The sequence below is a fragment of the Sporosarcina pasteurii genome (assembly GCF_041295575.1).
Lineage (GTDB): Bacteria > Bacillota > Bacilli > Bacillales_A > Planococcaceae > Sporosarcina > Sporosarcina pasteurii.
Genome location: NZ_CP160452.1, coordinates 1,495,717 through 1,518,296, shown reverse-complemented (window position 1 = coordinate 1,518,296; position 22,580 = coordinate 1,495,717). Strand labels below are relative to the sequence as shown.

Genomic DNA, 22,580 nt, shown 5'->3' with positions numbered 1-22,580 from the left:
AACTTCACCTATTTGACTCAGACTTTTACATTGTATCAATTATATTTTGTCTGTTATTTTAAAAAACATACTTTTAAATTAAATGTTTGTATAAAACGAACGGAATAGTTAGCAAGCTATTTTGGCAGGAGAAGGTTTAAACGCCTGTCGCGACTACCCATCGCTTTCCGCTTTTTATTCAATCCAGCTACAAGCGACAGACGCTCGGGTCATAAGCCAACTCGACTACGTGGCAAAGAACGCCACTGCGTCAATTTGTCTTATGCCTGTCGCGTCTACCCGTCGCTTTCCGCTTTTTATTCAATCCAGCTGCAAGCACCAGATGCTCGGGTCATAAGTCAATTCGACTACGTGGCAAAAACCGCCACTGCGTCGACTCGTCTTATGCCTGTCGCATCTAATCGGTGCTTTCCGCTTTTTATGATTGTTCACAAACCTTTCACAGTCAAATTAAGCGTAATATGGAGATTCTTTTGATACGATGAAAGAAGTATTGTAGTAAAGGAGACGAATTGATGGGAACTGACTTAAATATGTTTTTTGCATTTGGAGCTGGTTTTTTAAGCTTCATTTCACCGTGTACATTGCCGTTATATCCGGCGTTTCTTTCATACATAACAGGTATGTCAATCGATGATTTACAATCCGACTCCAAGCGAATGACAAGGAGAGGTATGTTACATACCCTTTTCTTTTTAATAGGTTTTTCACTTATTTTTATCGCAATGGGATTCGGGTCCACGTTCCTTGGTACGTTTTTCCAAGAAAATATTGTCATATTAAGACAAATCGGTGCAATTTTTATTGTTATCTTTGGACTTATGATTATCGGATTATTTACGCCTGAGTTTCTAATGAAAGATCGTAAACTTCAATTTAAAAATAGACCAAGTGGCTATTTAGGGACAATGTTAATTGGACTTGCCTTTGCGGCAGGGTGGACACCTTGTTCAGGGCCAATTATTGGTGCGATTATTGGCTTAGCTGGAACCAATCCAGGTTCTGGAATGTATTATATGATCGCATACGTTCTAGGATTTGCCATTCCGTTTTTCACCTTGTCATTTTTTGTAACCAAAATTGGTGCTATCCGTAAATACAGTGGACCTATTATGAAAATCGGTGGGTATATTATGATTGCCTTTGGAATCCTACTATTCTTTGACGGCATGACGTATATCATTAACTGGCTGAGTCCATTCTTTGGGGATTTCCAAGGTTTTTAACTTAGTCCTAGGTATCCCAAGAATATAAGCATAGGATAGAGCATAGGTAAATGCCATTTAGGAGGAATTAAAAATGGAGTTCATTCAGTCATACGAAGAATGGCAACTAAAAATAAATGAGCACGAAAGTGTATTGTTATTTGTTAAGACGAATAACTGCTCTGTTTGTGATGGGCTATTACCACAAGTAGAAGCGCTGGAAGAAAACAATTCACTGCCATTCTACATGCTCAACGTTTCAGAAGTGCCTGAAATGGCTGGTCAACTTTCTTTGTTTACAGCCCCGGTCGTTCTTTTATATCATCAAGGAAAAGAATATGCCCGGTTCGCTAGATTTGTACGTATGAAGGATCTTCAATACCGTTTGCAAGAATTAATTGGTGGGAGTGAGCATCGTGATTGAGGCGATTTTCATCTCTATTCCTCCAGCCTTATTAATAATTGGTACTACGGTAATGGCCCTTTTTATGGGGATACTGGCAATTATTGTACGCTCGAAATCTGCAAAACAGCCAGTTTCCGTGAAGAAAATAATTTTGCCGCCTGTTTTTATGTCGACAGGCGCACTGATGTTTATTTTTGAAGAATTTCGAGTAGCCCCTTTACAAATTATTGAAGCGCTTATCGTTGGGGTGTTGTTTTCACTAATATTAATAAAAACGACAAATTTTGAAGTGCGCGAAGAGGAAGTATTCATTAAAAAATCTAAAGCGTTTGCATTCATCCTTTTTGGCTTATTACTGATCCGTCTTATTGGAAAGTTGGTTTTAAGTAATACAGTAGATATCGGTGAATTAGGTGGTATGTTTTGGATTCTTGCTTTTGGTATGATTGTTCCGTGGCGAATATCGATGCTAATAAATTTTAAAAAGATTGAAAATACACTTCAGTTTAAAGAAGAGTTGTCCTAGCGTTATCATACGTTCGGACACTCTTTGATTTATCATAGTTTTTGAAAGACACAAAAACTCCAACGCAGTCTAATAGCGTTGGAGTTTATTTGTTTTTAAGTAGCTTTGCGACGCCATTTTTTCAGCTACTTCGCACTTAATAAAAAGAACTCTTCATATGGTTCAACATCTATTTCCATTTCCGCAAGCTTTTTGCGGAGAAACCTATGGTCACGTTTAGGTGTTGCGATGATATATCCACGAATGATTACATCTAAATCTACCTTATCTAATTTTTCCTCGAGCGCTAACTGTCCAATCTTTGCGCCTATTTTTTGTTTGGCAACAGGGCGGAATAATTCAGGAACAGGGCTACATAGTTCTTCTAATAACGCTTTTGCTTGGTCGTCCCAAAGATGGAGCGATTCATTTACATAATATTCTTCCCAGTCAATGATCGATTTCCCGTCTTCTTTCGGAAACAATTTTAAAAACTTGCGGAACATAAAAAAGCCGCCAATTGCAAACAGACCTACCAGTACAACGACCCAAAATAAGATAAACCAAAGAAACCAACCGTCAAGCAATTTAATTCACCTCTTCTATACTAGTTAATATTATAAGAGAAAAATTGAAAAAATTCACGGACAATGAATCCGTATTCTCTTTTTCCTTCTATATAAAAGCGAAAAGGGAGGTGAGTTTCATGTCAACCATCGATTTTAAACATGGGTTTGAACAAGTTTTTTTCATGTGGACATGACAAAAGATGGAAAGTTTATTCGTAAGTCAAAAACTTCTGCCGAAAGAAGCTCACTCACAAGTTTGTCAGCACATCCACTTATGGAAGTGAAAAATTTGAAAAGGATGTTCAAAAACTTCACATATTCGTCGGGCTTTGCCATACCATACGTAGTCCTTCGCTTGTTCATGAAACGTTGTTACGCTATGATGGAGTCATCATTTATTAGTGAGGGAGAAGTTAATGCGTAATATTTTTAAGGTACCTCTTGTACTCATTTTCGCACTTTTCTTAAGTGCGTGTTCAAGTAATGGATTTAAAGCCGATTATAAATTAAAAATCGAGCCATTTACTTTTACCAACCAACATCATGAGGAAGTATCGCTAGAAGATTTAAAAGGTGAAGTGTGGTTAGGGCAGTTTGTCTTTACAAATTGTGCGACTGTTTGTGGACCGATGATGGTGAATATGACCAAACTTCAAGATGAACTCATTAAAGAAAATGTTGAAGATTATAAAATCGTTTCATTTACAGTTGATCCTGCGGTTGATTCACCAGAAGTGTTACAACAATACTTAGATATATTCGAACCTGCTGATGAATCGAAATGGGAGATGTTAACAGGTTATAGACAAGATGAGATTGCAGAAATTGCTAAAAAGTCATTTGCAACAATTGTTGCCCCTGATCCAAATTCTAACCAAGTCACGCATGGTGTAAACTTTTATTTAGTTAATCGTGACGGAAACGTCGTAAAAATGTATAATGGAAGTATGGATGTCCAATATGAGGACATTGTGAAAGATATGAAAGCATTAATTAAACAAGGGACTTAAACGTTTTCGCTTGTAATTTAGGAGGAAAAGGATGAAGAAAAAAAGAAAAGGATTGTCGATGAAGACAAAGGCACTGTTGATCATTTTATTCATACCGGTCGCTGTAACAGTATTCACTTTATCTGCCATTGTCTGGACAAGCATTAATCATCCTGATCTCCTGAAAAAATCAGCAAATTCATTATTAGATTTGCAAGATCGTCATAGTCATATGAAAATACCGGAAGAATATATTCCAATATATATTGAGGCAGCTGAGACATATAACGTTCCTTGGACGTTATTGGCGGCACATCATCGAATTGAAACAAAGTTTTCGACAATGGATCCACTCCTTTCGCCAGCAGGTGCTGAAGGGCATATGCAGTTTATGCCTTGTACTTTTGTTGGATGGAGTTATCCGGGGTGTGATGGGCTCGGTAAAGGAAATATTCCGGAAGAGGATAAAACAAACCCTGAAGTGATTGAACAGCACGGCGGTTATGGAGTAGATGCAAATGGGGATGGGATAGCAGACCCTTATGATATAGAAGATGCTATCCATAGTGCGGCGAAATATTTAGCTGATAGCGGCGCTGCCAACAATGAAATAGAAAAAGCGATTTTTGATTATAATCGAAGTGAGAAATATGTAGAAGATGTGCTATGGTTCTACAATATGTTTGAAGAATCACGTGAAACGATCGAAGCAAGTTACTCTGGTAGTTAGTTCATTACTATAAATAAAGGATGAATCTCATGTAAATGGGATTCATCCTTTTAGTTTTGCATGAATTTGTTGTGGCTTATCAAATCTGCCGCTTTTTTATCATTTGCGTATGGATTTTAGGAGTAAGCTAAGAATAAATACAAAGATAAGTGCTCCGATTAAAGCCGGGAAGACATAGAAATCAGAAACTTTCCAACCCCATTGCCCCAGAAGTTTACCGCCAATCCACGCACCGATAATACCTGCAATAATATTACCAACAACACCACCTGGTATATCTCTACCCAATATAGCGCCGGCTAGCCATCCTATAATCCCGCCGATAATTAGAAACCATAAAAAACTGAACATAAAATATCCTCTCCTTTTAAGTAAGGTTATTCTATGTTATGACCGTTTTCCTAAGGTTTTAAACGAATAAAATTTAATTAACGAATGATTTTGGCATTTAACGTGTTTTCAAAATGACCTAATGCCCATTCATGACCGGCTTGATTAAAGCTTGCGACACCTTTTTCATGAATGAAAATATCGAACCCTTTATTATATGCATCTACTGAAGTATGTAAGATACAGATATCTGTACAAACGCCGACAAGATGTAACTCTGTTATTCCTCGTGCTCGAAGTTGTAATTCAAGGTCTGTTCCCGCAAATGCACTAAATCTTGTTTTGTCCATCCAAACGACCTTATCTTTATTTTTTTCATAGACCTGTAGAAGTGACCCATATAAATCTCTACCAGCTGTTCCGCGAATATTATGTGGTGGAAAAGGTTCTGTTTCTGGATGGAATGGATCATTCAATTCATGCACGTCAACAGGAAAGACAACAAACTGTTCTTCATCGATAAACTGTTCTGTTAAAGATGCAATATAAGATTCAAGAGCTCTACCAGGTTCTCCACAGCTTAATGCACCTTCTTCGGCGACAAAGTCAACTGTGTAGTCAATAACGAGTAAGGCTTTTTTCAATTTATACCAACTCCATTTTCTGTTTATTCTAATTATGTCACATTAAAGTGGCAATGTCATTATAGGTTTACCAATCGTAATAATATATTATCAAATGATCCCTTTAAAAACATGTTAGCGTTCTCATTCCTATCAATTATAATAGGTCATTAATTTTACTTATGAGAATCTATAAAGTTATTGTATTTTACTTATGTACTAGACTATTATATGATGAAGTAGAGAAGAGACGCTTTTCAACCGCCTTTTCAGTAGATTATAGGAGGAAATAAAATGGCTAAAAGTAATTTACACAACAGCCGTTCTTCTTTTGAGCTCGATGGTAAGACATATAATTACTATCGTTTAAAATCAATCGAAGAAGCTGGCATTTCAAAAATCTCTAAACTTCCTTATTCAATCAAAGTGCTACTTGAATCCGTATTAAGACAACATGATGGGTATGTCATTCAAGACAACCACGTTGAAAACCTTGCGAAATGGGGAACGGATGCTGATCCAAACGGTGAAGTTCCATTTAAACCATCTCGTGTTATTTTACAAGACTTCACAGGTGTTCCAGTTGTTGTTGACTTAGCATCACTTCGTCAAGCAATGGCTGATATGGGTGGAGACCCAGACAAGATTAATCCTGAAATTCCAGTAGATCTTGTTATTGACCACTCAGTACAAGTCGATAGCTATGGGAATGAATCAGCGCTTCAATTAAACATGGAGCTTGAGTTCAAGCGTAATGCTGAGCGTTATCAGTTCCTAAGTTGGGCACAAAAGGCTTATGACAATTACCGTGCGGTTCCACCTGCAACAGGTATCGTTCACCAAGTTAACCTCGAATACTTAGCGAACGTTGTTCATGCCGTTGAGAATGAAGACGGAACTTTTGAAGCGTACCCAGACACACTCGTTGGAACAGACTCCCACACAACGATGATTAACGGTATGGGGATTCTTGGATGGGGTGTAGGCGGTATTGAGGCTGAAGCAGGAATGCTTGGTCAACCTTCATACTTCCCATTACCAGAAGTTGTTGGGGTAAAATTAGTTGGAGAACTTCCAAACGGAACAACTGCAACTGACCTTGCACTAAAAGTAACACAGACATTACGTGAACACGGCGTTGTTGGAAAGTTTGTAGAATACTTCGGACCAGGTGTAGCAAATTTACCACTAGCAGACCGTGCAACAATCGCAAACATGGCACCTGAATACGGTGCAACTTGTGGCTTCTTCCCAGTAGATGAAGAAACACTAGACTACATGCGTTTAACAGGCCGTGAAGAAGAACAGGTTCAAGTTGTTAAACAATATTTAATTGAGAACGATATGTTCTTTACACCAGATAAAGAAGAGCCAACATATACAGACGTTATCGAAATCGATCTTTCAAAAGTTGAACCAAACCTTGCTGGTCCAAAACGTCCACAAGACTTAATTCCACTTTCGGAAATGCAACGTTCATTCAACGATGCAGTTGTTGCTCCTGAAGGAAACCAAGGATTCGGTTTATCTCCAAAAGAACTATCGAAAAAAGGAACAATCGACTTCGAAGATGGACGTAAAGTTGAAATGAAAACAGGCGACCTTGCAATCGCTGCAATCACTTCATGTACAAACACGTCCAACCCATATGTAATGCTAGGTGCGGGACTTGTGGCGAAAAAAGCTGTCGAAAAAGGTCTGAAACCAGCACCATACGTTAAGACATCACTTGCGCCAGGTTCAAAAGTTGTTACAGGCTATCTAAAAGACTCTGGTTTACTTCCATACATGGAGCAAATCGGCTTTAACTTAGTTGGATACGGTTGTACGACTTGTATCGGTAACTCTGGACCACTATTACCTGAAATTGAGAAAACAATCATTGACGAAGATCTACTCGTTTCTTCAGTACTTTCAGGTAACCGTAACTTTGAAGGACGTATTCACCCACTTGTGAAAGCAAACTACCTTGCGTCACCACCTTTAGTTGTCGCATACGCACTTGCTGGAACAGTTGATATTGACCTTCAAAACGACCCTATCGGTCAAGATAAAGATGGCAACGATGTATTCTTCAAGGACATCTGGCCAACAACTGAAGAAGTTGCAGAAGCTGTTAAAGCAACAGTTACACCTGAACTCTTCAGAGCAGAATACGCACGTGTATTCACAGAAAACGAAGCTTGGAATGCGATTGAAACAACGGACGATTCATTATATAACTTCGATGATGAGTCTACGTACATTCAAAACCCACCATTCTTCGAAGGACTTTCAAAAGAACCTGCTGATATCGAAGAACTAACAAGCTTACGAGTGATTGGTAAGTTCGGTGATTCAATTACGACAGACCATATTTCTCCTGCAGGTGCAATCGGTAAAGATACACCAGCTGGTAAATACCTAACAGAGCGCGGTGTAAACCCACGTTACTTCAACTCTTACGGTTCACGTCGTGGTAACCATGAAGTAATGATGCGTGGTACATTTGCGAATATCCGTATCCGTAACCAAATTGCGAAAGGTACTGAAGGCGGTTACACGACTTACTGGCCAACAAAAGAAATTATGCCAATTTATGATGCTGCAATGAAGTACCAAGCAGATGGCACGGGCCTTGCAATCATTACTGGTAAAGACTACGGAATGGGCTCATCACGTGACTGGGCTGCGAAAGGTACATCCCTTCTCGGCATTAAAACAGTTATCGCTGAAAGCTATGAGCGTATTCACCGATCAAACCTTGTGATGATGGGTGTTCTACCGCTTCAATTCATGAAAGGTGATAGTGCTGAAACGCTTGGCCTAACAGGCGAAGAGGAAATTAGCGTAAACATTACTGACAATGTTAAACCACGTGACATCCTAAAAGTAACAGCAACTGCGAAAGACGGTTCAGTAAAAGAATTCGACGTTCTTGCACGTTTCGATTCTGACGTTGAAGTAGATTACTACCGTCATGGTGGAATCCTTCAAATGGTTCTTCGCGACAAAATGAAAGATAACAAAGTAACTAATTAAGTGATTATAAAAACTGTAGATAAAGTCCATTGTGACTTTATCTACAGTTTATTTGTGTTTTAGAAAAAAACATGCACAAAAAGATGCGTACCGCGTCTTTTATGTTAAACTCTTGTATGATAAAGGAAGAGGTGAATCGGATGTTTGTCAGTGAAAAAGAAATAGAAATTCGCTATGCTGAAACAGATCAAATGGGTGTTGTTTATCATGCGAATTATTTAGTATGGATGGAAATTGGACGAACCGCATTGATACAGGATCTTGGTTTTACATATGCAGGGTTAGAAAAAGAAGGGTACTTATCACCTGTGACAGATTTATCAATACAGTATAAGGCCGCTATGCGTTATGGCCAAGTGGCAACGATTCGAACTTGGGTTGAAACCCATGGACGTTTACGCACAACGTACGGTTACGAAATTTTACATGAAGATGGTACGGTTGCAGCAACCGCTCTGTCAGAACATGTCTTAGTCAAAAAAGATAATTTTCGTCCCGTATCTTTAAGTAAAATAGATCCTGCTTGGGAAGCGAAATATCATGAAGTGAAAAGAGTTCAAGCGTAATGGCGTTCGGCATTAATCGACAAGAGTTGACCGCTTGGAAAAAGGCAGTTGCAGCTGGTGAAATTGCATTCCTAACGCATTATTGGTTGGATGATCGCTTTCCTAACTGTAAAACTGTTACAAAAGCAGGCTGTGGAAATATTGAAAGACTTGCGGAATGGGGCGAGCAATACGGTCTCAAGCGTGAGTGGATTGATATGCGAGATGATTTCCCTCATTTTGATTTATTTGGAGAACATGAGAAGAGAATTTTAATAAATGAAGGATTAACTGACCAACTAAAAAGATTTAATTTATTATAAATGTTTTTCATTAGGGTCAGGAATCTGTTTTTGCATAAAAAAATCGTGAGAGCATAACGTTCTCACGATTTTTTGTAGGAATAGGACAATTCTTGTAGTTTTGGATCGACTTCAACAATTAAATCATGCCCATCGAAAAACCATTCATCTCTGCTTTCGATATAATAAAGGACACCTTCTTTATCTACTTGTACAGAGGCTTCGTCAGGTTCAATTTTTGTAACACCTAAAGAAAACCCCTCATGTAGTGGACTTGAGCCACCGTATCTTGCGAAAAAACGAATGGCATCGCCTTGACTGACTTCCATTTCATCCCTAAACCACTTTAATGCTTCGTCGCTCAGAACAATATTCATTGATCATTCCCGCCTTTCACATTGCTTTACTTACTTTAACCAAGTGATTTTCGGTTCAGTTCCCGAACGGATTCTTGCAATGTTTTCACGGTGTCTATAAAAAATAAATAAAGATAGAAGACCTATGACGAGTAACAAGGAAAAATCACCTGTATTAAAATAATAAACAACACTATAAATAAAGCCAACGATTGCAACTGTCATCGAAGTAAAAGAGACCATTTTTGATAACTTTAAAACAATAAAAAAAATAATAATGACAAGTAGAAATACTGGCCAATGATACCCTAATACAACACCACCTGAAGTAGCGACTGCTTTCCCACCTTTGAAGTTCGCGAAAATCGGATACATATGTCCGACAACTGAAACCAGCCCTAAAACCAGTGGATGAATCGTTGTTTCCGAAAATAACGGAAGTAAAGGAAGTATTGTTGCAACTGTTCCTTTTAAAATATCTAATAGTGTTACGATGAAACCGGCAGTTTTACCAAGTACACGAAATGTATTCGTTGCCCCAAGGTTACCGCTACCGTGCTCACGAACATCTACTTTGTAAAACCATTTGCCAACCCATAATGCAGAAGGGATAGACCCTAAAATATAAGCGGCAAAAATTATTACGAAAAAATCCATGACATACTCCTCACTTTGTTGTCTAAGTATGCATTCAGTTTATCAGAACTATAGTCATGCGACAATGGCAGTTATATGATATGAGGCGTAAAGTTATCTCCCTCTCGTTGCAATCATAGTGTTTTTTATATACAATTAATGAAGCGAGCTTCTGCAAACGTTGATTTGACAACCTTTTCCGGAAGCGGTACGATAAAAGTTAAGAACATTCGTTTGATGGAGGCGGAATTTTGACGAAACAACAAGAAGTTTATAATTATGATGATGATTCAATCCAAGTACTAGAAGGATTAGACGCCGTTAGAAAACGGCCTGGAATGTATATAGGTTCAACCGATACACGTGGTCTTCATCACCTCGTTTACGAGATTGTTGATAACGCAGTGGACGAAGCTCTTGCAGGATTCGGTGCCGAAATAGATGTCACATTACATTCAGATGGTAGTGTCAGTGTCCGCGACTATGGACGTGGGATGCCTACGGGAATGCATCAAATGGGAAAACCGACGACAGAAGTAATTTTAACCGTATTACATGCTGGCGGTAAATTTGGCCAGGGCGGTTATAAAACGAGTGGTGGACTCCATGGTGTTGGTGCTGCAGTTGTGAACGCTTTATCAGAATGGCTAGAAGTGACGATTTACCGCGATGGGAAGAAATTTCGTCAGCGTTTTGAGCAAGGCGGGAAGCCGGTTACAACGCTTGAGGAAATTGGCAAGACGCGAGAAAAAGGAACAGATATTCATTTCAAACCAGATCCTACAATATTCTCTGCTGTTAAATATCAATATGAAACATTAAGTGAACGATTACGAGAATCGGCATTTTTATTAAAAGGATTAGAAATAAATTTAAAAGATGAAGAGACTGACAAACAAGAAACTTTTTTCTATGAGTCAGGTATAAAAGCATTCGTCTCATATTTAAATGAAGAAAAAGATGTATTACATGAAGTGGCTTACTTAGACGGAGAGTCGGAGGACATTGAAGTCGAATTTGCGTTTCAGTTTAGTGATGGCTATTCTGAAACGATATTGTCTTTTGTTAACAACGTTAGAACAAAAGACGGCGGAACACATGAGACAGGGGCACGGACGGCTCTAACTCGGGTTTTTAATGAGTATGCTAGACGCACAGGCCTTTTAAAAGATAGAGATAAAAACTTGGAGGGAGCAGATGTTCGCGAAGGAATATCTGCTATTATTTCCGTCCGAATCCCTGAAGAAATTCTACAGTTTGAAGGACAAACAAAAGGAAAACTCGGAACAAGTGAAGCTAGATCTGTTACAGAATCTGTAATCTCCCAAAAGCTATTATATTTTCTTGAAGAGAATGCAGAATTAAGTGCATCGCTTATCCGCAAAGCGATTCGTTCTCAACAAGCGAGAGAAGCGGCACGTAAAGCGCGTGAAGACGCACGGTCCGGTAAAAAGAGAAGACGCTCAGAAACACTGCTTTCAGGTAAGTTAACTCCTGCTCAATCTCGTAATGCGGCAAGAAACGAATTGTATCTTGTCGAGGGAGATTCCGCGGGCGGTTCAGCTAAACAAGGACGCGATCGCGTTTTCCAAGCGATATTGCCACTGCGCGGTAAAGTCATTAATACCGAAAAAGCAAAGCTTGAAGATATTATGAAAAACGAAGAAATTAATATGATTATCCATGCTATTGGTGCTGGCGTTGGCGCAGATTTTCATGTTGAAGATGCAGCCTATGATAAAATTGTCATCATGACGGATGCCGATACAGACGGCGCCCATATTCAAGTGCTCTTATTAACATTCTTTTACCGATATATGAAACCACTCGTTGAGGCAGGAAAAGTCTTTATTGCACTTCCGCCACTATTTAAGGTATTTAAAGGGACAGGCAAGAAAGAAAAGGTTGAATATGCTTGGACAGAAACAGACCTTGATGCGGCAGTAGAGAAAATCGGTAAGGGTTATATGTTACAACGTTATAAAGGTCTCGGGGAAATGAACGCCGAACAATTATGGGAAACAACGATGAATCCTGAAACGCGTACGTTAATCCGTGTCACGATTGAAGATGGGGCTAAAGCGGAACGCCGCATCACAACGCTCATGGGCGATAAAGTTGCGCCAAGAAGACGGTGGATTGAAGAAAACGTCGATTTTGGACAACTTGAAGAACATAATATTTTAGATAATGAATTTATCCATGTCGAGGAGGATTATGAATGACAAATGTTGAACGATTTCAAGATCTTCCACTCGAAGAAGTTATCGGGGATCGATTTGGAAGATATAGTAAGTACATCATTCAAGATCGAGCATTACCAGATGCGCGTGACGGGTTGAAACCAGTACAACGCAGGATTTTATATGCGATGCATCATGATGGCAATACGCATGAGAAAGCATTCCGTAAAGCTGCCAAAACAGTTGGAAACGTAATCGGTAATTATCATCCACACGGAGATTCCTCTGTATATGAAGCAATGGTACGGATGAGCCAAGATTGGAAGCTGCGCCATTTAATGATTGAAATGCATGGAAATAACGGGTCTATCGATGGAGACTCAGCAGCTGCGATGCGTTATACAGAAGCACGTTTATCTGCGATTGCGGGTGAAATGTTGCGTGATATCGAAAAAAATACAGTTGATTTCATTCCAAACTTTGATGATACAGAACCGGAACCAACTGTCTTACCTTCTAAATTTCCAAATTTACTTGTCAATGGTTCAACAGGAATTTCAGCGGGTTACGCTACAGATATTCCACCGCATGCACTCCATGAAGTGCTTGATGCGGTTCTTCTGCGACTCAAAAAGCCGAACGTTACAGTGGATGAACTGATGACGGTCATTAAAGGGCCTGACTTTCCAACTGGCGGCATAATACAAGGAACAGCCGGCATTAAAACAGCGTATGAAACTGGTAGAGGCCGTTTTGTTATTCGTGCCAAAACAGAGATCGAATCATTAAAAGGCGGCAAATCACAAATTGTTGTGACTGAAATACCTTATGAAGTCAATAAAGCGAACCTTGTAAAACGCATAGATGAGCTTCGAATTGATCGGAAATTGGAAGGCATTGCTGATGTGCGAGACGAGTCAGACAGAACCGGTTTACGAATTGTTATTGAATTAAAAAAGGATACCGATAGCAACGGTATTTTACAATATTTATTAAAAAATTCAGATTTACAGGTTACGTATAATTTTAATATGATTGCAATTTCTGGGCGCAGACCAACGTTAATGTCACTTCCAATGTTATTAGATGCCTATATTGACCACCAAAAAGAAATTATCACACGCAGATCAGAGTTTGACATTCAAAAAGCTCAGGATCGTCTACATATTGTAGAAGGATTAATGAAGGCATTATCTATATTAGACGAAGTGATTCAAACGATTAGAAGTTCTAAAGATAAACGCGATGCTAAAAATAATATTATCGAGAAGTTTGGGTTTTCTGAAATACAAGCAGAAGCGATCGTATCGTTACAGCTTTACAGATTAACAAATACGGATATAACGGATTTACGAAAAGAAGAAGAAACATTGAAAAAAACGATTGAAGAATTAGATGCGATATTAAAAAGCGATAAAAAGCTTACGGGAGTTATTCGGAAAGAACTGACTGCACTCCGGAAGAAATTTTCAGAGCCTAGAAGATCTGCGATTGAAGCAAAGATTGAAGAAATTAAAGTAGATATCGATATCCTAGTTCCGAGCGAAGATGTATATGTTTCTGTTACAAAAGATGGCTACATTAAAAGAACGAGCATTCGCTCATATAGTGCATCAAATGGTACTGGTCATGATATGAAGGATTCGGATTATATGTTATTTGAAGGACAGATGAATACACAGCACCATCTACTGTTATTTACTTCATTTGGAAACTATTTATATCAGCCGGTTTATGAGTTACCAGATATTAGATGGCGCGATCTAGGTCAACATATTTCAAGCATTATTCCGTTAGAGCCGAATGAAGAAATTGTAGCGGCGATTGGTATTGAAGATTTCGAAGAAGATGCGGTCATTGTAACTGTAACTGAAAATGGAAACATAAAACATTCAAGTTTATCGAATTATCCAGTCCGACGTTATAATCGAACATTTATTGCAATGGGCGTTCGCGATGGTGATCGGATGGTTGACGCCAAACTCGTGAAAGGCGATGAAGATGTAATACTCTTTACGCATCAAGCGTATGCACTACGGTTTTCATTGTCTGAAGTGAATGTAACTGGTATTCGTACCGCTGGAGTTCGGGGGATTAATTTAAAAGAAGATGATAAACTCGTCTCGATTGTTGTCGTTCGTGATACGAATGCTTCGATTATTGTAGCTACTCAGCGCGGAGCAGCGAAGAGAATGGGACTTAAAGAACTTGAGACAGCGAAGAGAGCTCAACGCGGACTTGTCGTCTTAAGAGAACTGCAAACGAACCCTCACCGGGTAATTGGTGCAGTGATGGCAACAAATGATGAAATTATTGTATTAGCGACAGAAAATGATGAAAAGGTTCCGGTTCAAGCAGGTACTTTAAGATTAGTAGATCGTCAATCGAATGGAAGTTTTATTGCCGATGAGAAAAAAGAAGGAAAAGTCACACATATATACAAAGATCCAAAAGCAATTACAGAGTCATAACCAAAGTCACGGGGTGTAAAATTCCCGTGACTTTTATTTTGCAATGCCGTATAATAATTCGAGATACGAAGTATTATAAAGTGGATGATTTTATTACGAACGGGGATAGTTTTATGTGGAGAAATCGTAACATTTGGATAATTTTAGTAGGGGAAATGGTTGCGGGTCTAGGATTATGGATGGGGATTATCGGAAACTTAGAATTTATGCAAGAGAAAGTGCCATCTGACTTTGTGAAAGCATTAATTATGTCTGTTGGATTACTTGCTGGACTTGTTGCAGGTCCACTAGCGGGAAAAGTGATTGACCAATCAAGGAAAAAGACAGTGCTCCTAATTTCAGGTTTTGGAAGAATGGTTAGTGTTGTATTCATGTTAATTGCTCTAGAGACTGGATCTATTTGGTGGATGGTTGCGTTTATGATTAGTATCCAATTGGCGGCGACTTTTTATTTTCCTGCATTACAGGCAACAATTCCATTAGTCGTAAATGAAGATGATTTATTGACGATGAACGGATTACACATGAATGTTGCTACTATTTCACGCATTATAGGGACTGCACTAGCAGGAGTCATGCTCGTCTATTGGTCGCTTGTCACTTTATACTGGGCATCCATTATTGCTTATGGGGCGCTTTTATTATTTACGATGATGTTACAAATTAATGAGGGAGATAGTATCAAAGATAGGGAAGCGAAAGTGAAAAGACCCGCTAAGTCAGGTGGGTTTATGGAAGTATTTCCAGTGTTAAAACTCTATCCGGCTGTCACGATGACATTGGTGATGACGCTAATCCCATTACTTTTTATCGGATCCTTTAATTTAATCGTCATTAATATTAGCGAGATTCAAGATTCAACGGCGATGAAAGGACTTATTTATACATTTGAAGGCGTTGCATTTATGGTTGGGGCTTTTGCTGTGAAGTATATCGCTAAAAAGTGGAAAACAACAACGATATTATTTGTTTTCGCAATGTTTGTTGCTGTTGCTGAATTTATGTTGTTTTTCGTTGAAAGTCAGGTCATTACACTAGCTTCATTTACTGTACTAGGCTTTGCCTTAGGATGTTTTTTCCCAACGGCGATGGTCATCTTTCAAAAACAGATGCCAAAAGCCTACCACGGAAGATTCTTTTCATTTCGTAATATGTTAGAACGTGTCATGTTTCAAGTTGTGTTATTAACAGCGGGTGCTTTTTTAGATATTATTGGACTCCAATTAATGGTGGTCATTTTTGGTGTCATCAGTTTAGGATTAACAGCTTTATTTTTTATCCAAATGAAGCGAAGAAATATTATACTCGAACAACCAACCGCGGAAAGCATATGACTTTTGCGGTTTTTTTAGTGAAGAATTAATATTACCATAAATAGGTGTATAATCTTACCAATATTAAATGAAATGGGTGATAAATATGGAGAATGAAACAAAAATAATCTGCAATCAACGACTCATATTAAAAGCTGCGCAATCAGTATGGGCTGCAAATAAATATTTTGTTTTGGCATGCAGTCAGCAGCAATATCGTAAAGTTCGTGAACATCTACGCCCGGACAATGTGAAGTTAGTGAGGGCTTATGAAGTACTTTCCGGTGTGTATACTGCATTTAAGGAAGTGCCAAGTGCTGATTTACCGCAAATTACAAATGCGCTGTACCATATATCTGGTTATTTTAAGAAAGTATTACCAAGTGCAGCGAGACAAGAGATGGATATGCTGATTCAAGTGAATCCAAAAGAAGCTTTACGTATTTTAGAGAGCTACACACTTCATTATCAAGTTGATTATTTATTGAATTGTAGTTTGTGGCCAAGTAAAAGAGGGAATTGTTTTAATCAAATTACTGCTCCGCTGAAAGACAAAGGAAAAACGTACCCACCGAATACACTCTATTGGAACGGTAACTCTGTCATTTTTAAACAGAAGGAAAGCAATGACATCTTTTAGAGAATCTAGAGAGTAGGGAATAGAATGAGATTATGGCATGAAGATTTATTAACAGAACTACCTAGACAACAATTATTGGGGCAACATAGAGAATGCTGTGCACTTCGTGGCTTAGGTTGGAATAAAAAGCATGCGACTGTAAATTATGTATTCGACCACTTCCCCTATAAGCTTTTTCAATACCACATGAAAGTGATCAATGAAATGAAGCGTCGAGGTTATAAGAATGATCCGTTATGGGAGAATCCAGCATATCGTGGAAAACAATGCTTACCTTATGAAGTGGTATTCATTGAGCAGGAAACTACACCGATTTATCCGGAGCATAATGAATGCTATATGAAGGAATGTCTTGAAAATCTTGCAGAGAAAGGCATTCATTTAATGATTGAAATGCCAGGTTCTTGAAATAGCAGAACCTGACACTTTATTTACGCACTTGGATTCGCAAGTCCGTCCCAGAACAGATTCATAATCTCTGTCACTAATTCATCTAATGACAAGGAAGATTGCTCAGCATTTCTGTTCATATTGTTACCAGCTGCCAACATGGAAACGAATAAAACTGCTCCTAAATGCGGGTTGCTTTGTGGAATGATTCCTTGATCCATCGCTTCTTGTAAAGAAAATGCCATGGCAGCATACATTTCATCTTCGGATTCTTGCATTAATTTCAGTTGTTCATCTGAAAGCGAAACTGCTGCTTCTTTCATGAAGGAATTAATGTCGATATCGACGGTTGCTTGCAAATGTGCTTTTGCGAGTTTAAATAATTGTGTTTTTAACGGTTCATTTGTCGATAAAATATCAACGATTTGTCTTTTAATGCGGACCATTAACTGCACCATTGCATCCGTAAAAAGATCAGCTTTTGTTTTGTAATAATAGTACACGGTTGCTTTTGTTACATCACATTGCGCTGCAACATCATCCATTGAAATAAATGAATAGCCCTTTTTTAAAAACATGTCGGTCGCTGTCCATAATATTTTATCTTTCGTAGACAGTGCGCCATGTTCTTTACGCGGTCTTCCTAAAGGTCTTTTTCGTTGTTGCATATGAATTCACTCCAAACAATAGGTTGCTTGTAGTATACCATAAACATAAAACGCTCTTGATTAATTAACCTTCCGGTATATATAATTAAGAGGAAATCAACTCAAAAGAGAAATGAGAGGATGAACCGAATGAGAAGTCTATTGAAAAACTGGGGGACAATTGTTGCGAATCCGAAAACCCGGTGGATGACGTTTTTTATATGGATTTTATTTATCGGAGTTTTTTCGTATATTTGGCCACAAGTCAATGACCGGGAAACACCAGACAATCAATTACTCCCAGAAACAGCAATGTCCGTTGAGGCAAATAAAATTTCTAAAGAAGAATTCTCAGATGATATTGGCGTTCCGCTGCTCTTAGTTTGGCACCGAGAGGAAGGACTGCAACCGTCAGATTATGAAATGATCCAACAACTTTATCAAAATCTTGATGAACATCCAATTGGGCATCAATCATTTGTTCCGCCTTTTCAAAAAGTACCGGTTGAGGCAATAGAAAACAGTGCGTCAACGGATGGACGCGCACTGATTACACCCGTCTTTTTTGATGAAAGCGCGTCTATAAAAGAACTGCAAACCGCACTCGATCAATTAGGCAATCAAATCGCACAACAATTTGGCGATGAAGTGTTGAAAGAGGAGTTAGAAGGAGACAGTCTACACGTACGGTTTTCTGGACCTGTCGGTATTCAAACAGATGCTGTTGCATTGTTTAGTAATGCAGACGTGACACTGTTAATTGCAACTGTACTGATTGTGTTTATTTTACTTATCCTATTATACCGTTCACCAATTTTAGCAATTGTCCCACTTGTCGCGGTAGGGATTGCATACGGAATCATTAGCCCGATCCTTGGATTTTTTGCGGATAAACAGTGGATTACCGTAGACGGGCAAGCGATTTCTATTATGACGGTTCTACTATTCGGGGCGGGTACAGATTATTGTTTATTTTTAATCTCGCGGTATCGTGACGAACTGCGGCGTGAAAGGGATAAATATATTGCATTAAAGCATGCAATTTCTGGTACAGGCGGCGCAATTATGATGAGTTCTCTTACAACAGTTTTAGGAATGCTGTCGCTAGGGCTCGCATATTACGCATCGTACGACCGCTTTGCAGTGCCGTTTAGCTTGTCAATCTTCATCATGGGGATTGCGGCACTAACTTTGCTTCCAGCCATTCTAGCGTTACTAGGACGTATTGCGTTTATTCCTTTTATTCCGCGTACTGAAGAAATGATGCAAGAAATTGAACAGAAAAAAAGGAAGAAAATCCGTCGACCAAAACCAAGCCATCGTTTTGGTATGAAGCTTGGTGGCGTTGTAACAAACAAACCATGGACGATTATTGTCATTTCTACCATTGTTCTCAGCACCTTGGCTGCATTTGTGCCTAAAATGCAGTTTACGTACGGATTATTAGAATCTTTCCCAGAAGATATGCCTTCACGTGAGGGCTTTACACTGATTGAGAATCACTATCCGCCCGGAGAAATTGCGCCAGTTAAGATGATTGTTAACACTAGCGGTGAGGCAATTGAATTAAAAGAAGCATTGGAGATACATCCTTATGTAGAAGAAGTACGAGATCCGATAGAAGGGTCTACTAATAAAAACTTACAACAATGGGAGTTTACACTTTCAATTAACCCTTATGCAACCCAAGCCGTTGAAAGTATTCCAGAGCTTAAAGAAATTGCCACGAAAGCCTTACAAGAGGCGGGTGTTCCGAATGCAGAGGAAGCTGTATGGATTGGTGGAGAAACCGCGACTTTATATGACACAGATGAAATCACAAGTCGCGATCAATCAATTATTATTCCCGTGCTGCTTGTCATTATCGCCGTTTTACTATTCGTTTATTTAAAATCCATTGTCGCGACAGCTTATTTACTTGCAACTGTTTTATTATCTTATTTCTCAGCACTTGGACTAGGTTGGATCGTGCTGCATCATTTCTTTGGTTTCACAGAAATCCAGGGGTTAATTCCGCTATATGCGTTCGTCTTTTTAGTCGTATTGGGTGAGGATTACAATATTTTCCTCGTCTCAAGCATATGGCAAAAACGCAAGCATATGCCACTAAAACAAGCCATTGCAGAAAGTGTAGGAGAAACTGGTAGTGTGATTAGTTCGGCTGGATTAATCTTAGCAGGGACTTTCTCAGTTTTAGCTGTGCTGCCTTTACAAGTGCTTGTCCACTTTGGCACGATTACGGCAATTGGAATACTGTTAGATACATTTATCGTACGACCACTTCTGGTTCCAGCTATTACGACTGTACTAGGTCGCTATGCATTTTGGCCAGGGAAGATGTGGAAGTTGAAGAACGATGAAAGTTATACCATGCAAGGAAAAGACGAATAAAATAGAAAAAAGCATCTCTTAATGAGGTGCTTTTTTCTATTGGAAATAATTCAAATACTTCGTACGATATGCCTTATGCTACAATAGATGCAAGAATTTAAGGCGGAGATCCTGAAAACAAATACAAGCCTCAGTGATTTAGAAGCACACGACAGGTTTGGAGAAGTGGGGGATAATTCGACTAGTATCACCTAGAAAAGAAGGATGAAAGATTATGAAAACTTATGTATTATTGAGCAAAGTAATTTTTATGTTAATCGTTGGGTTGTTGTAGAAAGTGGCATATGGTAAGAATGAGTAGTAAATCACAAGATATCGTATATATTTTTGTGTTAATTAATTATTTTACTAAATGAAGCATTAATAGTAGCCAAGTTCTAACACTAAAAAGACGTTAGAACTTGTTTTAATTTCACACAACTTAAAATGAAGAAGCCAGCAAGTCGATAACTAGAAAATAAAATTTTTTTGAAGTATTTTCGAATGAATCTTGAGTGATTGGATTTATCTTAGCCATAAAGAATTCAATTGATAAAGCCTTTGAAACTTAACAGTCTATGATCTATAAGGATAAAATCAATAAATCCTAAAAAACCACAAAATATCTCAATGTTATAAGTATACTTATCAATGAAACGTAACTTCCGATAATATATATTATGTAAACTAAAATATTTTTAAAAGAAAAGGGGTTGCTTCACCTGCAACCTACTCATCAATAAACTCTATACTCCACTCAATAACATCATTTATAAACACTCGATGTGTTTTCGCATATAGTTTTACATTCTGTAACAACTTATCATCATAAGTACTTTTAAACTGAACTTGATCGTCTAGTTTGGTACGTCTCTTAAATAAGCTTTCATTATGTGCTAATAAATTATTCAGTCCAATTTCAATTAAATGATTGAAATGCATATTTCTTTCTGCTGCAAGTAACTTTAAATGACTCAGGCTATCCTCACTAATATTTGTTCGTAAAGAAATCCTTGAACTTGAATTTATATGAATAAGCCTGCCGTCTTTTTTATCCCTTATGAATTAGACCGTCATCATCTATACAGTCCTGTGGAAACATTTATGTAGATTTGCATAATGAAACACCATTTAGAATCAAGCTAAGTTTCGACTGCAATTGGCTGCTGTTGCGTAATTTTACAAGCCCATGTTGAAATTTCCACAGCAGTTCATTGAGAAATCAACAGAAGGAACAAAAGTTCTGTGTCGTTGTAATATCGACAAAAGCGAACCGGTGATTCTCCCCCATCCCCCATAATTTGAGGATTTTTAAATATTAACATAATCATTTACTTGATTGCTTTTGCAGTAAAAGTATTTTACGCTCGACTTAGACCAACATTTCAATTATGATTAAATTATAAACTTGAGTTAATTCTTTAATTGATCTTTTTAATTCACATCATAAAGAGCACGCTTTTAGTGCGCACTTCGATTAAGAATAATTCAATTCATAACTAATACAAACAAGCGAGGTACTATGCATGAATAATTTATTAACTGGTAAAAATTTCATTATTATGGGTGTGGCGAACAAACGAAGCATTGCCTGGGGTATCGCTAAAGCCCTAAACGAAGCGGGAGCTAATTTAATCTTCACTTACCAAGGTGAACGTCTAAAAAGAGAAGTTGAACGACTAATTCCTGAGTTAAATCAAGAAAATACATTACTTGTAGAGTGTGATGTAACAAGCGATGAAAGCATTGATAATGCTTTTGGAACGATTGCCCAACAATATCCGGTTGTTGACGGTTTAGCACATTGTATCGCTTTCGCGAAAAGAGAAGAGTTAACAGGCGATTTCTCAGATACAAGCCGTGATGGTTTCCAACTTGCACACGATATTAGTGCATTCTCTTTAGTGGCTGTTTCTAAGGCTGTCAAACCGCTTCTAAAAGAAGGCGGCTCAATCTTAACGCTTACTTACTTAGGCGGAGAACGAGTTGTTAAAAACTATAATATAATGGGTGTCGCAAAAGCTTCCCTCGATGCAAGTGTTAAATACCTTGCCAACGACTTTGGACAGTATAACATTCGTGTGAATTCTATTTCTGCTGGTCCGATCCGCACGCTTGCAGCGAAAGGCATCGCTGGCTTTAATGAAAACCTTAAAGTGATTGAAGAGAAAGCACCATTAAGAAGAACGACTAATCCGGAAGAAGTCGGTAAAGCGGCTATATTTTTACTAAGTGACCTCGCGAGCGGTGTCACTGGTGAAAACCTACATGTCGATTCTGGCTATCATATTATCGGTTATTAATCTTTTCTAAAAGACCAAAACTAGGTTCTTTGTTTGACGATCATTT

The 22,580-nt window shown here is 38.4% G+C and carries 21 protein-coding genes; 15 read left to right on the top strand and 6 right to left on the bottom strand.

Annotation, left to right across the window (positions count from 1 at the left end; translation table 11 throughout):
• Window positions 1-515: 515 nt before the first annotated feature.
• The 3 genes from AB1H92_RS06980 to AB1H92_RS06970 all read left to right on the top strand — a co-directional run bounded on the left by AB1H92_RS06980 (window position 516) and on the right by AB1H92_RS06970 (window position 2,137).
• The gene (locus AB1H92_RS06980; RefSeq protein WP_115361167.1) at window positions 516-1,226 is read left to right on the top strand and encodes a cytochrome c biogenesis CcdA family protein; all 711 of its coding nucleotides are present in this window, start codon (window positions 516-518) and stop codon (window positions 1,224-1,226) included.
• A 73-nt stretch (window positions 1,227-1,299) separates the two neighbouring features.
• Window positions 1,300-1,629 (top strand): thioredoxin family protein, encoded by a 330-nt coding sequence (locus AB1H92_RS06975; RefSeq protein WP_115361170.1) that lies wholly within the window; start codon window positions 1,300-1,302, stop codon window positions 1,627-1,629.
• Window positions 1,630-1,681: 52 nt separating this feature from the next.
• Complete coding sequence (locus AB1H92_RS06970) at window positions 1,682-2,137, top strand: CcdC family protein (protein ID WP_172481074.1); 456 nt, start codon at window positions 1,682-1,684, stop codon at window positions 2,135-2,137.
• A gap of 125 nt (window positions 2,138-2,262) precedes the next feature.
• Here AB1H92_RS06970 and AB1H92_RS06965 read toward each other — a convergent pair whose 3' ends face one another.
• Complete coding sequence (locus AB1H92_RS06965; protein WP_172481044.1) at window positions 2,263-2,703, bottom strand: DUF2621 family protein; 441 nt, start codon at window positions 2,701-2,703, stop codon at window positions 2,263-2,265.
• 398 nt (window positions 2,704-3,101) lie between these two features.
• Here AB1H92_RS06965 and AB1H92_RS06960 point away from each other — a divergent pair, with 398 nt between their 5' ends.
• Both AB1H92_RS06960 and AB1H92_RS06955 read left to right on the top strand, forming a co-directional pair.
• A complete protein-coding gene (locus tag AB1H92_RS06960; RefSeq protein WP_115361174.1) occupies window positions 3,102-3,695 on the top strand; it encodes an SCO family protein in 594 nt (197 codons plus the stop codon).
• Between the two features lie 31 nt (window positions 3,696-3,726).
• Entirely contained in the window at window positions 3,727-4,404 is a 678-nt protein-coding gene (locus tag AB1H92_RS06955) for a lytic transglycosylase domain-containing protein (RefSeq protein ID WP_115361176.1), read from the top strand.
• A 99-nt stretch (window positions 4,405-4,503) separates the two neighbouring features.
• Here AB1H92_RS06955 and AB1H92_RS06950 read toward each other — a convergent pair whose 3' ends face one another.
• Both AB1H92_RS06950 and AB1H92_RS06945 read right to left on the bottom strand, forming a co-directional pair.
• Entirely contained in the window at window positions 4,504-4,755 is a 252-nt protein-coding gene (locus tag AB1H92_RS06950) for a GlsB/YeaQ/YmgE family stress response membrane protein (protein WP_115361178.1), read from the bottom strand.
• 77 nt (window positions 4,756-4,832) lie between these two features.
• A complete protein-coding gene (locus tag AB1H92_RS06945) occupies window positions 4,833-5,378 on the bottom strand; it encodes a cysteine hydrolase family protein (protein WP_115361180.1) in 546 nt (181 codons plus the stop codon).
• A 273-nt stretch (window positions 5,379-5,651) separates the two neighbouring features.
• Between AB1H92_RS06945 and acnA the strand changes: the two genes are divergently transcribed.
• From acnA to AB1H92_RS06930, 3 genes are all read left to right on the top strand, one after another.
• Window positions 5,652-8,378, top strand: a complete 2,727-nt coding sequence (gene acnA / locus AB1H92_RS06940) for an aconitate hydratase AcnA (protein ID WP_115361182.1) — start codon at window positions 5,652-5,654, stop codon at window positions 8,376-8,378.
• A gap of 140 nt (window positions 8,379-8,518) precedes the next feature.
• Window positions 8,519-8,944 carry a thioesterase family protein gene (locus AB1H92_RS06935; protein WP_115361184.1) on the top strand — a complete coding sequence of 142 codons (426 nt, stop codon included), beginning with the start codon at window positions 8,519-8,521 and terminating at the stop codon, window positions 8,942-8,944.
• A complete protein-coding gene (locus AB1H92_RS06930; RefSeq protein WP_115361186.1) occupies window positions 8,944-9,246 on the top strand; it encodes a hypothetical protein in 303 nt (100 codons plus the stop codon). The genes AB1H92_RS06935 and AB1H92_RS06930 overlap by 1 nt, the downstream gene beginning before the upstream one ends.
• Window positions 9,247-9,308: 62 nt before the next feature.
• Here AB1H92_RS06930 and AB1H92_RS06925 read toward each other — a convergent pair whose 3' ends face one another.
• Both AB1H92_RS06925 and plsY read right to left on the bottom strand, forming a co-directional pair.
• Window positions 9,309-9,602, bottom strand: a complete 294-nt coding sequence (locus tag AB1H92_RS06925) for a HesB/YadR/YfhF family protein (RefSeq protein ID WP_115361188.1) — start codon at window positions 9,600-9,602, stop codon at window positions 9,309-9,311.
• Between the two features lie 30 nt (window positions 9,603-9,632).
• Window positions 9,633-10,238 (bottom strand): glycerol-3-phosphate 1-O-acyltransferase PlsY, encoded by a 606-nt coding sequence (gene plsY / locus AB1H92_RS06920; RefSeq protein WP_115361190.1) that lies wholly within the window; start codon window positions 10,236-10,238, stop codon window positions 9,633-9,635.
• Between the two features lie 230 nt (window positions 10,239-10,468).
• On the opposite strand from plsY, the gene parE reads away from it, so the two are divergent.
• From parE to AB1H92_RS06895, 5 genes are all read left to right on the top strand, one after another.
• A complete protein-coding gene (gene parE / locus AB1H92_RS06915; protein WP_115361192.1) occupies window positions 10,469-12,442 on the top strand; it encodes a DNA topoisomerase IV subunit B in 1,974 nt (657 codons plus the stop codon).
• Window positions 12,439-14,871: a DNA topoisomerase IV subunit A gene (gene parC / locus AB1H92_RS06910; protein ID WP_115361194.1), complete on the top strand. Its 2,433-nt coding sequence runs from the start codon at window positions 12,439-12,441 to the stop codon at window positions 14,869-14,871. The genes parE and parC overlap by 4 nt, the downstream gene beginning before the upstream one ends.
• Before the next feature lie 113 nt (window positions 14,872-14,984).
• Window positions 14,985-16,205: an MFS transporter gene (locus tag AB1H92_RS06905; protein WP_115361197.1), complete on the top strand. Its 1,221-nt coding sequence runs from the start codon at window positions 14,985-14,987 to the stop codon at window positions 16,203-16,205.
• Window positions 16,206-16,290: 85 nt separating this feature from the next.
• Window positions 16,291-16,824, top strand: a complete 534-nt coding sequence (locus AB1H92_RS06900) for a DUF1722 domain-containing protein (protein ID WP_166739494.1) — start codon at window positions 16,291-16,293, stop codon at window positions 16,822-16,824.
• A gap of 24 nt (window positions 16,825-16,848) precedes the next feature.
• Complete coding sequence (locus tag AB1H92_RS06895) at window positions 16,849-17,232, top strand: TIGR02328 family protein (RefSeq protein WP_115361201.1); 384 nt, start codon at window positions 16,849-16,851, stop codon at window positions 17,230-17,232.
• 23 nt (window positions 17,233-17,255) lie between these two features.
• Here the strand turns inward: AB1H92_RS06895 and AB1H92_RS06890 are convergent, their stop codons facing one another.
• On the bottom strand, window positions 17,256-17,882 hold the full coding sequence (locus tag AB1H92_RS06890; protein ID WP_115361203.1) for a TetR/AcrR family transcriptional regulator: 627 nt from the start codon (window positions 17,880-17,882) through the stop codon (window positions 17,256-17,258).
• A 129-nt stretch (window positions 17,883-18,011) separates the two neighbouring features.
• Here AB1H92_RS06890 and AB1H92_RS06885 point away from each other — a divergent pair, with 129 nt between their 5' ends.
• Both AB1H92_RS06885 and fabI read left to right on the top strand, forming a co-directional pair.
• Window positions 18,012-20,252 (top strand): MMPL family transporter, encoded by a 2,241-nt coding sequence (locus tag AB1H92_RS06885; protein WP_115361205.1) that lies wholly within the window; start codon window positions 18,012-18,014, stop codon window positions 20,250-20,252.
• Window positions 20,253-21,757: 1,505 nt separating this feature from the next.
• Window positions 21,758-22,534, top strand: coding sequence for an enoyl-ACP reductase FabI (fabI, locus tag AB1H92_RS06880; protein ID WP_115361209.1), 777 nt, complete (start codon window positions 21,758-21,760; stop codon window positions 22,532-22,534).
• The last annotated feature ends 46 nt before the right edge of the window (window positions 22,535-22,580 follow it).